Genomic DNA, 14,028 nt, shown 5'->3' on the forward strand with positions numbered 1-14,028 from the left:
AGTGGATGGAGTCGCGGCCATGAGAGTCAGTCTGGGGAGCGCAATCCTGTGGGGATTGCTGATGTGGCAGAGTGCATGGGCGGCGCCAGCGGCCGAGTTGAAGATGGTCTACTTTGACGACTTTGCCCCATATTCGTGGCGTGACGAACAGGGCAGGATGCGCGGGCTGATGATAGACGTGATGGATCGGGTGGCAGCGCAGATGGGGCTGCGGGTGCGCCATGAAGGTTATCCGTGGCAACGGGCGCAAAAACTGGTGCGGATGGCGCAGGCCGATGGCTTTGTCACCATCGCCACCCGGGAGCGCCGCTCTTACACATTGGTGGTGGAGGAGCCCGTTACCACGACGGTTTTGACGGTATTTACCCGGCTTGGCCACCCCCGGATGAGCGATTTTCAGCGTGCCAGCCGCTTGAGCGACTTCAAATCACTTACCTTTCTCGACTATTTCGGTAACGGCTGGGGCAAGGAGAACCTGGCGGGCTTCACCGTTCATCACACCATCAATGTCGATAATGTTTTCAAAATGCTGGCGGCGGGTCGGGGGGACCTGATGGTGACCGACCCACTGGTGGCACGCTTCAAACTCAACCAGCTGGGATTGTCCGGGCAGGTGGTCGAGGTGCCGCTGCAGCTTGCCTCTACCCCGTTCAATCTCTGCATCGGCAAGCACTCCCGCTTCAATACCCGGATAACCGAGTTCAACCGTGCCCTGCAACAGCTGCGACAAAGCGGCGAGTTGGCGCGTATCGTCGAACGCTATCGTTGATGCGTTGCCGCCATCTGCGGTTTGCCAAGGGCGTGTCTATCTTGGCGTCATATCGGCGATGGTTGCCCAGAAGGCATCGATCAAGGGCCCCTTGCTGTGGGGCGGACGGATCAGGCCAATGGTCCAGCAGGCTTCCCCGTCTCTCAAGGGGAGGGTGAGCACATCCGGGTGCTCTATGGTGGTGGAGGAGGGGACCAGGGTCCAGGCGATCTCGGCTGCCGCGGTGGCGACGCCAGCGGCGAAGTCGTTGACGTACTGGATATCGCGAAAACGCAGCCCGCTCTGGGCCAGATAGTTCATCAGGTGATCGTAAAACGACGGGGCCTTGTCCCGACGCAGGATCGCCAGCGGCTTGTCCACCAGATCCGCCAACTCCCTCACATCGCGGTAGCTGGCGGGCAGCACGGCGACAAAGTGGGCTTCGACCACTGGCAGGGCGTGCCACCCCTTGGGGGCGGGCAGGCGACAAAAACCGAGATCCAGCTTGCCTTCACTGAGCGCCAGCAGCTGGTGGTGGGTGGAGAGATCGTTGAGCTCGATAGTCACCTGCGGCCGCTCGGCGCGAAAACGGGCAATGGCGGCGGGCACCAGGATTTTGGTGGCCACGCCAAAGCCGATGCGCAGGGTGCCGACATTGCCCGCCAGCACGTCGCGGGCGGTGCGCGAGAGCTGCTCGCTCTGGATGACCACAGCGCGGGCATCCTCATACAGCGCCCTGCCCAGTCCGGTGAGGCGAGTGGTGCTGGCGTTGCGCTCGAACAGCTCACCGCCAAGCTCATCCTCCAGCCGCTTTATCTGTTTGCTCAGGGCCGACTGGGTAACGTGCTGACGTACCGCCGCTTGGCCGAAGTGCAGCACCTCCCCCAGAGTGACGAAGGCTTTCAGATCCCGTAGCTCCATCAGGGCTCCTTTCATTCCTGTTGGGAATGTTGAGTGGTCAAATTTGTCATTGGACGGAATTTTAGAAGTGATGGATGCTTATGCCAATTCATTTCGGGTGCCCAGACAGGGGGCGCCGAGTTATCAGAGATGGCTGACACCATCAGCGCAGAAGGAGCAACACCAGATGCATCACCACAAGTTCAACGACTTCCCGAGCGATTTTCTGTGGGGCGCAGCCTCCGCCGCCTATCAGGTGGAGGGAGGCTGGAATGCCGATGGCAAGGGGCCCTCGGTGTGGGATCTCTTCACCAAGCTGCCGGGCAAGACCTTTGAGGGGAGCAACGGCGATGTGGCGGTGGATCACTACCACCGCATGGAAGGGGACGTGGCGCTGATGGCCGAGATGGGGCTCAAGGCTTACCGCTTCTCGGTGAGCTGGCCGCGCATCTATCCCACCGGTCGGGGGGAGGTGAACGAGGCGGGGCTGGCCTTCTACGAGAAGCTGATCGACACCCTCTTGGCCCACCAGATCGAACCGGTGCTGACCCTTTATCACTGGGATCTGCCGCAGGCGCTGCAAGATGAGTACGGCGGCTGGGAAGACCGACGCATTATCGAGGATTTCGAGCGCTACTGCGTGACCCTCTATCAGCGTTTTGCCGGCAAGGTGAAGTACTGGGTGTCGCTTAACGAGCAGAACTACAACCTGACCAACGCCTATCAGCTCGGCACCCATCCGCCCGCTGTGCAGGATCGCAAGCGCTTCTTTGCCGCCAACCATATCGCGTTTCTGGCCAACGCCCGGGTGATCAAGGCGTTTCGCCAGCATGTGCCAAATGGCCTCATCGGCCCGAGCTTTGCCTACTCCCCTGCCTATCCGGCGTCGTGCGACCCGAAAGATATGCTGGCCTATGAGAACGCCGAGGAGTTCAACAACCTCTGGTGGCTGGATGCTTACTGCTTTGGCCGCTATCCGCAGGCGGCGCTCGCTTACTTGCGAGAAAACGGCGAGGCCCCGGAGATCCTGCCGGGCGATATGGAGCTGCTGCGCGAGGGGACGCCCGACTACATCGGCGTCAACTACTACTACACCCTGACCTACACAGATAACCCCTTGGGCGGTCAGACCCTGCAGCGGATCAACACCACCGGCAAGAAGGGAACTACGCCGTCCAGCGGCATCCCCGGCCTCTACAAGACGGCGCCCAATCCGCACCTTGAGACCAGTAACTGGGACTGGGCCATCGATCCGACCGGTATGCGTATCGCCCTGCGTCGCCTCTCTTCCCGCTATGGTCTGCCGCTGATGATCACCGAGAACGGCCTTGGCGAGTTCGACAAGCTGGAGGCGGGCGACAAGGTGAACGATGTGTACCGCATCGATTACCTGCGCAGCCACGTCAAGGCGTGCCAGGAGGCGATGCAGGATGGGGTCGAATTGCTCGGCTACTGCGCCTGGTCGTTCACCGACATCCTGAGCTGGCTCAATGGCTACCAGAAGCGTTACGGCTTCGTCTATGTGGAGCGTGACGAGCAGGGGGGCTCCCTTCGCCGGATCAAGAAGGCGAGCTTCCACTGGTATAGCCAGGTGATTGCGAGCCAGGGCAAGCAGCTCTGACGGTTTATCGCGTCGCGTAACCAGCGGGCCCAGGCAATCCCCGGGCCCACGCTGTTTGTGGCGGGGGAAGAGGGGGCAAGCCGGTTTCTCACCGTGCGACTCATCCCTGTTTACTGATTTTTGTCCTGCCAAAGCCGCCGACCCCTGCTATTATCTGCGGCCGAACATGAGCCAATAAAAATCAGGATATCGTGATGACTGACCACACTTTTATTCCCGGCAAGGACGCGGCGCTGGAAGACTCCATCGAACGCTTCCAGACCAAGCTGCAAGCCTTGGGCTTTGATATTGAAGAGGCCTCCTGGCTCAACCCCGTGCCGAACGTCTGGTCGGTGCATATTCGCGACAAAGAGTGCGCCCTCTGCTTTACCAACGGCAAGGGTGCCAGCAAGAAGGCGGCCCTCGCGTCTGCCCTTGGCGAATATTTCGAGCGTCTCTCCACCAACTACTTCTTCGCCGACTTCTATCTGGGCGAGCAGGTCGCCAACGGCGATTTCGTTCACTACCCGAACGAGAAGTGGTTCCCCATCGAGGGTGACCAGTTCCCGGCCGGTCTGCTCGACAGCTTCACCCGCAAGTTTTACAACCCGGATGGTGAAGTGACCGCCGACATGCTGGTGGATCTGCAGTCAAACAACGAAGAGCGCGGTATCGTCGCGCTGCCGTTCGAGCGTCAGTCCGATCACGAGACCGTCTACATCCCGATGAACATCATCGGCAACCTCTATGTCTCCAACGGCATGAGCGCCGGCAACACCAAGACCGAAGCGCGCACTCAAGCGCTCTCCGAGGTGTTCGAGCGCCACGTGAAGAACAAGATCATCGCCGAGGCCATCAGCTTGCCGCTGATCCCGGACGAGGTGATTGCCCGTTATCCGGGGATTGCCGCCTCCATCGCCGCCCTCGAAGCGGAAGGCTTCCCCATTTACAGCTTCGATGCTTCCCTGGGTGGCCGCTATCCGGTCATTTGTGTGGTGCTGCTCAACCCGAGCAACGGTACCTGCTTTGCCTCCTTCGGCGCCCACCCGCGCTTCGAAGTGGCCTTCGAGCGGACCGTCACCGAGCTGCTGCAGGGCCGCGGTCTCAAGGATCTCGACGTGTTCGTGCCGCCGTCATTTGATAACGAGCAGGTAGCTGATCACCACAACCTCGAGACTCACTTCATCGACTCCTCGGGCCTCATCAGCTGGGATCTGTTCAAGCAGGATGCGGACTTCGAGTTTGCCGACTGGGACTTCCGTGGCACCTCGCAGGAGGAGTTCGATCACCTGATCGGCATCTTCCATGAGCTGGAGCAGCCGGTCTATATCGCCGACTACGAGCATCTGGGTGTCTACGCCTGCCGCATTCTGGTGCCGGGCATGTCCGACATCTATCCGGCCGAAGATCTGCTGCTGGCCAACAACAATATGGGCGCCAACCTGCGCGAAGTGATCCTGGCGCTGCCATCACTTGATTGGGATGCCGAGCAGTACATGGCGTTGTTTGATCAACTGGATGAAGAGGGGCACGACGAGCGTACCCGTGTACGCGAGCTGCTGGGCATCGCCGCTGCCAAGGGGACCGCGCTGCACACTCTGCGCGTTGGCGAGCTGAAAGCCATGCTGGCGCTGGCCGCCGGTGAGTTGGAGACTGCTCTCGATCTCATCGACTGGACCATGGAGTTCAACCAGTCAGTGTTCACTGCCGAGCGTGCCAGCTACTACCGCGCCCTGCGTGCCTGTGTCGAGTTGTTCCTCGACGAGGAGCGGGACCCGGAGCAGTATCGCGCCGTCTTCACTCGCATGTATGGCGAAGAGACGCTGGCACAGGCATGGGCCAACGCCACTGGCGAAGCACGCTTCCACGGGCTGGAGGCGGCCGACCTGTCGCTCTCCCAGTTCCCGCTGCACCAGAAGCTGCTGGCGGCTTACGAGAAGCTGCAAAAGGCCAAGCGAGCCCATCACTGGGCGTGATTGTTGCTGTAAAGGAAGGGGCCGAGTGGCCCCTTCTGTTTATCGTGCGGCAAGGCACGGGATAGTTATTCAAAGATGAAATAAAAAACAAAAAATACCCCTAAGGGGGTTGATGGCAGGGCAGGGGATGTGCTGGCGATCTGCAAAGATATCTTGCCAATACCATATTTCCATGATCGAAAATAAATTCTTTAAAATCATTGCATTAAAAATGTGATATTTCTGTTTCAGCTGATACCTGGTGTAAAGTGGCGTAGCCATCGCACTAAAATATTTGTAGTAAAATTACATTCGCACTCTGATAAACTTGATCAATGTCAATTTTGGCTATTTGGCCCTTTGTTATGATTTCAACAGGCAAAACATTCAGGTAGAAAATAATTGAAAGCTGAATCTCCATTCGATTGTCTCAAGCCCGAAGCCATCGCTGCACTGGCTGAAGACATCACCTATGCCAAGGCTACCAAGCCGGCATACAAGGTCATTCCACTGGCCATTACCGCAGGCGCTTTCATCGCCATCGCATTTATCTTCTACATCACAGTGACGACCGGAACCGGCTCCATGCCTTGGGGTATGGCCAAGTTGGTGGGCGGTCTCTGCTTCTCTCTCGGACTTATTCTCTGTGTGCTGCTCGGTGCCGAGTTGTTCACCTCCACCACCCTGACGCTGGTGGCCAAGGCTGCCAATCGCATCAGCTGGGCTCAGCTGCTCAAGAACTGGGGTCTGGTTTACTTCGGCAACCTGATTGGTGGTCTGTTGATGGTGGCGCTGATCATCGTTTCTGCAGAGTACACGGCAGCAGACGGTCAGTGGGGTCTCAATGCCCTCAAAGTGGCCCAACACAAAATTCACCACACCTTCTTTGAAGCGGTGGCGCTGGGTATCCTCTGTAACCTGATGGTATGTCTTGCTGCCTGGATGGCGTTTGGTGCCCGCAGCGCGACTGACAAGGTAGTGGTTATGCTGCTGCCGGTTGCCATGTTCGTTGCATCAGGTTTCGAGCACAGCATCGCAAACATGTTTATGATTCCGGTTGGTATCGCTATCCACAGCGTGGCTAGTCCGGAATTTTGGCAGGCCATCGGCCAGGATCCGGCAACCTTTGCTGACCTGACCGTATCCAACTTCGTCCTACACAACCTCATCCCCGTGACCATCGGCAATATCATCGGTGGTGGCGTGATGGTTGGTCTGACTTACTGGTTTATCTTCCGTCGTCATCATTAAGGATGATTGCGGGATACTACATCAATACCGTGTGAGGTAATGAAAAATGGCAGAACTTAACGAACAGTTCCAAAAAGCATGGGAAGGCTTCGCGGCCGGTGAATGGCAGACCTCTGTCAACACCCGTGACTTCATCCAGAAGAACTACACCCCGTATGAAGGTGACGAGTCCTTCCTGGCTGGCGCGACCGAAGCGACCACCAAGCTGTGGGACAAGGTCATGGAAGGGATCAAAATCGAGAACCGCACTCATGCGCCGGTTGATTTTGATACTGACCTGCCCTCCACCATTACCGCACACGATGCCGGTTATATCGATCAGAGCCTGGAGCAGATCGTTGGTCTGCAGACTGACAAGCCGCTGAAGCGCGCCATCATCGCCAACGGCGGTATCAAGATGGTTAAAACTTCTTGCGAAGTGTACGGTCGTCAACTGGACCCGATGGTTGAGAAGATCTTCACCGAATACCGCAAGACTCACAACCAGGGCGTGTTTGACGTTTACACCAAAGACATCCTGAACTGCCGTAAGTCTGGTGTTATCACCGGTCTGCCGGATGCTTACGGCCGTGGCCGTATCATCGGTGACTACCGTCGTGTCGCTCTGTACGGTATCGACTTCCTGATGGCCGACAAACTGGCCCAGTTCAAGTCCCTGCAAGCTGACCTGGAAAACGGCGTCAACCTGGAAGCTACCATCCGTCTGCGCGAAGAGATCTCCGAGCAGCACCGTGCCTTGGCACAGATGAAGGTGATGGCTGCCAAGTACGGTTGCGATATCTCCGTACCGGCCAAGAACGCCAAAGAAGCCGTACAGTGGACCTACTTCGCCTACTTGGCGGCAGTCAAGTCCCAGAACGGCGCTGCCATGTCCTTCGGTCGTACCTCCAGCTTCCTGGACATCTACATCGAGCGTGACCTGCAGAAAGGCCTGATCACCGAGCAAGAAGCCCAGGAGCTGATGGACCACATGGTCATGAAGCTGCGTATGGTTCGCTTCCTGCGTACCCCGGAATACGATTCACTGTTCTCCGGCGACCCGATGTGGGCTACCGAGACCCTGGCTGGTATGGGCGTTGACGGCCGTACCCTGGTCACCAAGAACAGCTTCCGTATGCTGAACACCCTGTACACCATGGGTCCGTCCCCTGAGCCGAACCTGACCATCCTGTGGTCCGAGAAGCTGCCGGTCGGTTTCAAGAAGTACTGTGCCAAGGTATCTATCGAGACCTCTTCCGTTCAGTACGAGAACGACGATCTGATGCGTCCGGATTTCAACAACGATGACTACGCCATCGCTTGCTGTGTATCCCCGATGATCGTTGGTAAGCAGATGCAGTTCTTCGGTGCTCGTGCCAACCTGGCCAAGACCATGCTGTATGCAATCAACGGCGGTATGGACGAGAAGCTCAAGATCCAGGTCGGTCCGAAAACCGAGATGGTCAAGTCTGAGTACCTCGACTACAACGACGTGATGGATCGTCTGGATCACTTCATGGATTGGCTGGCCAAGCAGTACGTTGCTGCTCTGAACATCATCCACTACATGCACGACAAGTACAGCTACGAAGCCTCTCTGATGGCGCTGCACGACCGTGACGTATATCGCACCATGGCGTGTGGTATCGCGGGTCTGTCCGTAGCTGCTGACTCCCTGTCTGCTATCAAGTACGCCAAGGTCAAGCCGGTTCGTGACGAAGATGGCGTTGCTATCGACTTCGAAATCGACGGCGAATACCCGCAGTTCGGTAACAACGACGCTCGCGTCGATGACATCGCCTGTGACCTGGTTGAGCGCTTCATGAAGAAGATTCAGAAGCTGAACACCTACCGTGGTGCTGTTGCTACCCAGTCTGTTCTGACCATCACCTCCAACGTGGTGTATGGCAAGAAGACCGGTAACACCCCGGATGGCCGTCGCGCCGGCGCTCCGTTCGGCCCGGGTGCCAACCCGATGCACGGTCGTGACCAGAAAGGTGCTGTTGCATCCCTGACTTCCGTTGCCAAGCTGCCGTTCGCTTACGCTAAAGATGGTATCTCCTATACCTTCTCCATCGTACCGAACGCACTGGGTAAAGATATGGAAGCCCAGAAAGCCAACTTGGCTGGCCTGATGGACGGTTACTTCCACCACGAATCCAACGTAGAGGGTGGTCAGCACCTGAACGTTAACGTGATGAACCGTGAAATGCTGCTGGACGCCATGGAAAACCCGGAGAAATATCCGCAGTTGACCATCCGCGTATCCGGTTATGCCGTTCGCTTCAACTCTTTGACCAAAGAGCAACAGCAAGACGTCATCACCCGTACCTTCACTGCTTCTCTGTAATAGAGAGATAGTGAGCAAAAACCGGCGCCAAGGCGCCGGTTTTTTTATGCGTGCGATTCAGGGGGAGTAATCATCCCCTGTGAATCGCCCCCAGTTCCATCGCAACCACAACAGTTGTTACTGGGTATTTGAAGAGGATTAAGGGGAGGGGCTCACCAGGATTGACCTAGGCCCCGTCTGTAATGCGATTATGCTTTATTCGCGCTCTAAGGGGATAGGCGGTTGCTTTGCCTGCCATTACATCAGTGTTGCTATGGCTCGTGGAACAGCTGATCAGGTTTAAGGGGTGAACAGAGGCGCCATCGCGGGTATCAAGCAATACCCATAGCCTGTGACTATGGAATCATTCTCTGCCTCTGCCTCTGCCTCTGCCTCTGCCTCTGCCTCTGCCTCTGCCTCTGCCTCTGCCTCTGCCTCTGCCTCTGCCTCTGCCTCTGCCTCTATCTCTCTCAATGCGCAGCTGGGAGGGGGTCTGGTTTAGCCAGCCAGATATGTGTGAAGCTACAAACCCTGCTTGCAGAAACAACAAGGGCTGCACATTGTGCAGCCCTTGCCTCTAGAGAATAGCGGGTTGAGCGTGTCAGCTGGCCCAGGTGATGATGTGATCGATCCATTCACCCGCCTGATCCTCGTGAATGACTTTGCCACGGACGGATTGACCAGCCTGATGCATCGCGGAACGACTGCCGGTCAGCAGAGGATGCCACTCTGGAAGAGCGTTACCTTCAGACAGCAGGCGATATGCGCAAGTTGAGGGGAGCCAGTCATATTCGGCGATCTTGTCATGGGTGATCTGCAGACAGTCAGGCTCTTTTTTGAAACGATTGGCGTAATCAGAGCACTGACAGGTCTTGGTGTTAAGCAAATTGCAGGCGACATTGGTGAAAACCAGTTCGTCGGTATCTTCATCGATCAGCTTGTTGAGGCAGCATTTTCCGCAACCATCGCAGAGGGATTCCCATTCGGACTCAGTCATCTGCTGCAGACTCTTGGTCTGCCAAAAGGGGGCTTGCATCATACCGCTCACTTATTACACCTGATAAAACGCGTGGTTATACCCCTTGTTACCCGGTATTTCAAGGAGAGGGTCACTCCGGTGGGCAAATTGTCGTGATCAGCTCAAATGAATGCAATGACTTTCAGCCTCATCATATTGCTCAAACGGGTTCGCTGGTGGGCAGGAAGTCCCGCAGGTTTGAATACTTGGGCTGCATGATTGTCCAGTTCAGGTTTTATTTTCTGCTTCTTTATCCGTTACATCTTTTGATGTTTGTCTGCTTGCAGCAAGCAGGGTCAAATGATCTCCGATGCCTACCGTCAGGCTGTTGCACGCTTGTCTTTCAAATAAAGCCGCTGGTCACATATTGTTTGCGCCCTTCTGTCACTGCGACCCGCGGGAGAGCCTGCGTAGGCGTTCGTTTTTTGTCTTAATGGTTGAGATAGATATCTTGCTCTGCATAGGCCAGCAGAGGTGTGCCGAGGTTAGTCCGTTTCGCGCCAAAGAAGCGGGTGAGTACACCAGATTGCTGTCCCAGTCGCTGCAGCTTGACGTGATCCAGCTCGATCTGCTCGGGTAGCCAGGTAAATACGGCGGCGCAGTGACCATTGCCCAGACTGCGCTCCAGGGTTTGCTGCCAGTTCTTGATTTTGGGGCTATGTACCACCAGCACTCTCTTGGGATCGATACCTCGCTCTTCCAGACGGCTGACTGTGGGGCGTCCCGGCGGGGCGATCAACAAGATCCAGCCGGTATGAGCCTCCCCAAGCTTGGTCAGCTCGCTCAGAAACTGATCATCAGACTGGATAGTCACACCATAATGAGCCAACTCCGCTTTGCAGGCGGCTCTGGTTGGCCAGGGCTTGCTCATGACACGATTCATCGCAAAGGGCAGTGAGTGCAGGGGCTGGTTCATATATGGGGTTCCTGTATGAATATCCAAGCTGTATGCGCATACAGTAGTTCTATCCTGTGGCAGTGACAAGGTGTTTTTGCTGAAAAATGTGATGGTGTTGGCATGTGTCGTTAGTAAGGTTATGTTTTTAAACACTATTTAATATAAAGCCGGTTGGGTGTTTTTCGTACTATGGACAAATCTTGCGTAACCGCCCATGGTTATACAGGTCATTTACAGGAGGTGCCGCCATGGATATCAGTACCTTGCAACGTCTTGATGCCAACATCTTGCTGGGCATCATCAATGAGAAGCTAAGGCTTGAGTGTGACGGGTTGGAGGAGCTGCTGGCCTATTACGATATGAGTGAAGAGCAGTTGGCAGGACGTCTGGATCAGATTGGGTACCATTACGATCCATTGAGTAATCAGTTCAAGGCACATCTTTAAGGGTGCAATGATTGCTTCATATTTATACGGTAATTTTTCAGGCACATTGAAACCGGTTTCAATGTGCCGTCTTACTGCCTATTTTCAGGGATTTTCAAGGCTTGGCAATCTCTGAAAACCTATTCATGCCAGAATATTTTTATTGTTTCATTAAGCTTATGATAATAAAGGGAATGTTTGTTTTGGTGCGATCAATTAAAGGAAAGGGTTTTCAAGCTTTTCAGGCTGTTTTTATCGGTTAAAGTGTGACTTGCGTTAACTTTTAATTCTGCCGCTTTAGTTAGTATTCTCACGCCGGTACATATTTTGAGATAACAACAGCGCCGGTCCCGCAAGCGGGATAACAATTTTATTTGTAACGAAGGAATATGGTTTATGGCTACCAAGAAGAAGACAGACCAGGATCTCCAACTGGATAAAGATCAGCTCAAGGCGAGTATCGTGCGTCACCTGCGTTCTACCTTGGGAACAAGCGAACAGAAAGCCTCTCCCGAAGCGTGGTGGAAAGCCACTGCTGCGGCTGTCAATGAACAGGTGTACGAGCGCCTGACCCGCACTCAGCAGACTCATTTCAAGAAAGATACTCGTGCGATTCACTATCTCTCTGCTGAATTCCTGATGGGACGATTGACTTCCAACAACCTGCACAACCTCTCCCTCTACAAGACTTGCGAAGAGGCGCTGGGCGAACTCGGTCTGGAACTGACCGACCTGTGCGAACAAGAGCCGGACATGGCACTTGGCAACGGCGGCCTGGGTCGTCTGGCTGCCTGCTTTATCGACTCGCTGGCCACTCTGAACTATCCGGCGGTTGGTTACGGTATCCACTACGAACACGGTCTGTTCCGTCAGGAAATTCAGGATGGTCGCCAGATTGAGCGCCCAGACTCCTGGCGTGAATATGGCAACCCCTGGGAGATCTGCCGTCCCGAGTCGGTGCAAGAAGTGCCGCTCTATGGCTACGTCGAGACCGTGTTTGGTGACAATGGCGGCCTGAAGAAGGTATGGCACGCCGGTCGCAAGATTAAAGGGGTGCCTTGGGATATTCCGGTGGTCGGTTTTGGCGGTCACACCGTCAACATCTTGCGTCTGTGGGAATCCCGCGCCTCCGAGTTTTTCGACTGGGACGTGTTCAACGCCGGTGGTTACATCGACTCCCAGGCTGAGAAAGCCCAAGCCGAGACCATCTCCAAGGTGCTGTATCCGAACGATGAGACCGATGCAGGTAAAGAGCTGCGTCTGATCCAGCAGTACTTCTTCTGTGCTTGCTCCATCAAGGACATCATGCGCCGCTACAAGCGGGTCCATGGCAGTGACTTCAGCAACTTTGCCGCGCAAATTGCCATTCAGCTTAACGATACTCACCCGACTGTCGCCATCCCGGAACTGATGCGGGTGCTGGTTGACGAGGAAGATCTGAACTGGGATGCCGCTTGGGCTATTTGCTATCAGGTCTTCTCTTATACCAACCACACTCTGCTGCCGGAAGCGCTGGAGAAGTGGTCGGTCAGCCTGTTCGAGAAAGTACTGCCTCGCCATCTGGAGGTGATTTACGAGATCAACGCCCGCTTCCTGAACGAGTTGGTGGAGCCCAAGTGGCCGGGCAACGATGCCATCAAGGCCAAGCTCTCCATCATCGAAGAGGGTGATGTACGTAAGGTTCGCATGGGCAACCTGTGCGTGATCGGTTCGTCCAAAGTGAACGGTGTGGCCGAGATCCACTCCAAACTGGTGAAGGAAGATCTCTTCCCCGAGTATGCCGAGCTGTGGCCGGAAAAAATGTGCAACGTGACCAACGGGGTGACCCCGCGTCGCTGGCTGCTGGCGTGCAACCCGGAACTGGCTGGCCTCTACAACGAAGTAGTGGGCAAGGAGTGGCCGCTGCAACTGGACAAACTGCGTGGCGTGGTGAAGTTTGCCGACGACAAGGCGTTCCAGCAGCAGTTCATGACCATCAAGCGTCACAACAAAGAGAAGCTGGTCAAGGTCATCAAAGACGAAACCGGTATCGATGTCAGTGCCGAGGCGATCTTTGACGTTCAGATCAAGCGTCTGCACGAGTACAAGCGCCAGCAGCTGAACCTTATTCACATCATGGCGCTCTATCGTCGCCTGCTGGCCAACCCGGACTATGACATGCACCCACGCGTGTTTATCTTCGGCTCCAAAGCTGCGCCCGGTTACAAGCTGGCCAAAGACATTATCTATGCCATCAACAAGCTGGCGGATCGGGTCAATAACGATGCTCGTATCCAGGGCAAGCTGAAAGTGGTGTTCATGCCGAATTACCGCGTGAGTCTGGCCGAGAAGCTGATCCCGGCGGCAGATGTCTCCGAACAGATCTCTACTGCAGGTTATGAAGCATCCGGTACCGGCAACATGAAGATGGCACTCAACGGTGCAATCACCATCGGGACGCTGGATGGAGCCAACATCGAGATCGCGGAAGAGGCGGGTGCCGAAAACTGTGCCATCTTCGGTCTGAACGTGGACGAAGTGAAGTCGCTGAAGGCGCGTGGTTACAACCCGTACGACTTCTACTATGCCAACTCCGAGCTCAAAGCCGTGCTGGACTGGTTTGATACCGACTACTTCACGCCTGGTCGTCCGGGTGAGCTGGCCTCCATCAAGCGCTCCTTGCTGGAAGGGGGAGACCCTTACCTGACCCTGGCGGACTTCCAGTCCTACTCGGATGCACACAAGCTGATCGATACCTGGTATCGGGATCCAGCACTGTGGGCGAAGAAGGCCATCATCAACTCGGCCACTATGGGCAAGTTCAACTCCGACCGCTCTATTCAGGACTATGTGGATCGGATCTGGGATCTGAAGGCCTGCAACATCGGCTAATCAGATTCATAAATGAGAAAACCCCCGCAATGCGGGGGTTTTTGTTTACTGGGG

The 14,028-nt window shown here is 55.7% G+C and carries 10 protein-coding genes; 7 read left to right on the forward strand and 3 right to left on the reverse strand.

Features of this window, described 5'->3' with window-relative positions:
- The first annotated feature begins 19 nt into the window (after positions 1–19).
- Positions 20–769, forward strand: coding sequence for a substrate-binding periplasmic protein (locus tag VF684_RS12800; RefSeq protein WP_120414108.1), 750 nt, complete (start codon positions 20–22; stop codon positions 767–769).
- A gap of 36 nt (positions 770–805) precedes the next feature.
- Here the strand turns inward: VF684_RS12800 and VF684_RS12805 are convergent, their stop codons facing one another.
- Positions 806–1,669 carry a LysR family transcriptional regulator gene (locus tag VF684_RS12805; protein WP_120414109.1) on the reverse strand — a complete coding sequence of 288 codons (864 nt, stop codon included), beginning with the start codon at positions 1,667–1,669 and terminating at the stop codon, positions 806–808.
- 166 nt (positions 1,670–1,835) lie between these two features.
- On the opposite strand from VF684_RS12805, the gene VF684_RS12810 reads away from it, so the two are divergent.
- From VF684_RS12810 to pflB, 4 genes are all read left to right on the forward strand, one after another.
- Positions 1,836–3,269, forward strand: a complete 1,434-nt coding sequence (locus VF684_RS12810; RefSeq protein WP_120414110.1) for a glycoside hydrolase family 1 protein — start codon at positions 1,836–1,838, stop codon at positions 3,267–3,269.
- Positions 3,270–3,463: 194 nt separating this feature from the next.
- A complete protein-coding gene (gene ycaO / locus VF684_RS12815) occupies positions 3,464–5,224 on the forward strand; it encodes a 30S ribosomal protein S12 methylthiotransferase accessory factor YcaO (RefSeq protein WP_005352574.1) in 1,761 nt (586 codons plus the stop codon).
- 381 nt (positions 5,225–5,605) lie between these two features.
- Positions 5,606–6,454, forward strand: a complete 849-nt coding sequence (gene focA / locus VF684_RS12820) for a formate transporter FocA (protein ID WP_005333620.1) — start codon at positions 5,606–5,608, stop codon at positions 6,452–6,454.
- A 46-nt stretch (positions 6,455–6,500) separates the two neighbouring features.
- Entirely contained in the window at positions 6,501–8,783 is a 2,283-nt protein-coding gene (gene pflB, locus VF684_RS12825) for a formate C-acetyltransferase (protein WP_139440580.1), read from the forward strand.
- A gap of 580 nt (positions 8,784–9,363) precedes the next feature.
- On the opposite strand, the gene VF684_RS12830 is transcribed toward pflB, so the two are convergent.
- Complete coding sequence (locus VF684_RS12830) at positions 9,364–9,798, reverse strand: YcgN family cysteine cluster protein (protein ID WP_005333616.1); 435 nt, start codon at positions 9,796–9,798, stop codon at positions 9,364–9,366.
- A 412-nt stretch (positions 9,799–10,210) separates the two neighbouring features.
- The gene (locus VF684_RS12835) at positions 10,211–10,696 is read right to left on the reverse strand and encodes a cell division inhibitor (protein WP_139440581.1); all 486 of its coding nucleotides are present in this window, start codon (positions 10,694–10,696) and stop codon (positions 10,211–10,213) included.
- Between the two features lie 230 nt (positions 10,697–10,926).
- On the opposite strand from VF684_RS12835, the gene VF684_RS12840 reads away from it, so the two are divergent.
- On the forward strand, positions 10,927–11,124 hold the full coding sequence (locus VF684_RS12840) for a DUF4250 domain-containing protein (protein WP_005333612.1): 198 nt from the start codon (positions 10,927–10,929) through the stop codon (positions 11,122–11,124).
- Between the two features lie 375 nt (positions 11,125–11,499).
- Entirely contained in the window at positions 11,500–13,974 is a 2,475-nt protein-coding gene (locus tag VF684_RS12845) for a glycogen/starch/alpha-glucan phosphorylase (protein WP_005361122.1), read from the forward strand.
- The last annotated feature ends 54 nt before the right edge of the window (positions 13,975–14,028 follow it).

It is taken from the genome of Aeromonas sp. Lyrl_2 (assembly GCF_051948815.1).
GTDB classification, from domain to species: Bacteria; Pseudomonadota; Gammaproteobacteria; order Enterobacterales; family Aeromonadaceae; genus Aeromonas; species Aeromonas veronii.

What these genes read in the sequence shown, in the direction of transcription:
- VF684_RS12800 (WP_120414108.1), top strand. Translation starts at nt 20, where the DNA reads ATGAGAGTCAGTCTGGGGAGCGCAATCCTGTGGGGATTGCTGATGTGG.
- VF684_RS12805 (WP_120414109.1), bottom strand. Translation starts at nt 1,669, where the DNA reads ATGGAGCTACGGGATCTGAAAGCCTTCGTCACTCTGGGGGAGGTGCTG.
- VF684_RS12810 (WP_120414110.1), top strand. Translation starts at nt 1,836, where the DNA reads ATGCATCACCACAAGTTCAACGACTTCCCGAGCGATTTTCTGTGGGGC.
- ycaO (WP_005352574.1), top strand. Translation starts at nt 3,464, where the DNA reads ATGACTGACCACACTTTTATTCCCGGCAAGGACGCGGCGCTGGAAGAC.
- pflB (WP_139440580.1), top strand. Translation starts at nt 6,501, where the DNA reads ATGGCAGAACTTAACGAACAGTTCCAAAAAGCATGGGAAGGCTTCGCG.
- VF684_RS12830 (WP_005333616.1), bottom strand. Translation starts at nt 9,798, where the DNA reads ATGCAAGCCCCCTTTTGGCAGACCAAGAGTCTGCAGCAGATGACTGAG.
- VF684_RS12835 (WP_139440581.1), bottom strand. Translation starts at nt 10,696, where the DNA reads ATGAACCAGCCCCTGCACTCACTGCCCTTTGCGATGAATCGTGTCATG.
- VF684_RS12840 (WP_005333612.1), top strand. Translation starts at nt 10,927, where the DNA reads ATGGATATCAGTACCTTGCAACGTCTTGATGCCAACATCTTGCTGGGC.
- VF684_RS12845 (WP_005361122.1), top strand. Translation starts at nt 11,500, where the DNA reads ATGGCTACCAAGAAGAAGACAGACCAGGATCTCCAACTGGATAAAGAT.